Below are 735 nucleotides of genomic sequence, written 5' to 3'. Positions count from 1 at the left end.
CGGCGCATCGACGCGGCGCTCACCGCGACCCGGCGCTTCGTGGAGTCGCGGCTGGCCGGGCCGGTGCCGTCCGGCGGCGTGGGCTGAGCGTCAGAGGACCTGGCGCACGGCCTCCTCCAGCTTCGCCTTCGGCACGGCGCCCACGACCTGCTTCACCACCTTCCCGCCCTTGAAGAACAGCAGGGTGGGCATGGCCCGGATGCCGTACTGCTCGGGCGTCTTCGGGTGGTCGTCCACGTTGAGCTTCACCATCTTCATCCGGCCCTTGTACTCGGCGGCCAGCGTGTCGATGACCGGCGCGATGACCCGGCACGGCGGGCACCAGGTGGCGGTGAAGTCCACCAGCACCGGCTCCTGCGACTCCAGCACCTCGCGTTGGAACTCCGCGTCGCCCAATTCGATGACGTTGCCAGCCATGTCCATCCTCCCTGCGCTGCGTGTCCGGGGGATGTAATCGCGGGCGGGGGCGCGGAGGAGCACCCCGCGCGGGACGCAGTGTTCCGCCAGGAGCCCTATTCCTCCTCCCACGGGAGCGCGGCGCGCGCGCGGAGAGGAGCTTCAGGAAGGCGCGCACCTTGAGGGGCAGCTGCCGGCTGCTCGGGTAGACGGCGAAGATGGGCAGGCCCGGGGGCGTGTCCGCCGCGAGCACCGGGACGAGCAGCCCCGCGCGCACGTCGTCCGCCACCAGCGACGCCGCCGAGCCGCACGATGCCCAGGCCCGCGCGCGCCGCCGCC

General features: G+C 72.8%; 1 protein-coding gene and 1 pseudogene. Both read right to left on the bottom strand.

Annotated features, from left to right (window positions below):
- Positions 1-90: 90 nt before the first annotated feature.
- The gene (gene trxA / locus ACLEQD_RS44690; protein ID WP_171411702.1) at positions 91-417 is read right to left on the bottom strand and encodes a thioredoxin; all 327 of its coding nucleotides are present in this window, start codon (positions 415-417) and stop codon (positions 91-93) included.
- 95 nt (positions 418-512) lie between these two features.
- Positions 513-735: pseudogene (locus tag ACLEQD_RS44685) on the bottom strand (LysR substrate-binding domain-containing protein); the annotation flags it as partial.

Origin of the sequence: Corallococcus sp. 4LFB, from assembly GCF_046520365.1 — a bacterium.
GTDB lineage: Bacteria > Myxococcota > Myxococcia > Myxococcales > Myxococcaceae > Corallococcus > Corallococcus caeni.
Note: the sequence above shows the minus strand (reverse complement) of the source record. Positions and strands in the feature narration are given on the sequence as shown.

Excerpts from the sequence above, each read along its gene's own strand:
- trxA (WP_171411702.1), bottom strand. The coding sequence starts at position 417 with ATGGCTGGCAACGTCATCGAATTGGGCGACGCGGAGTTCCAACGCGAG.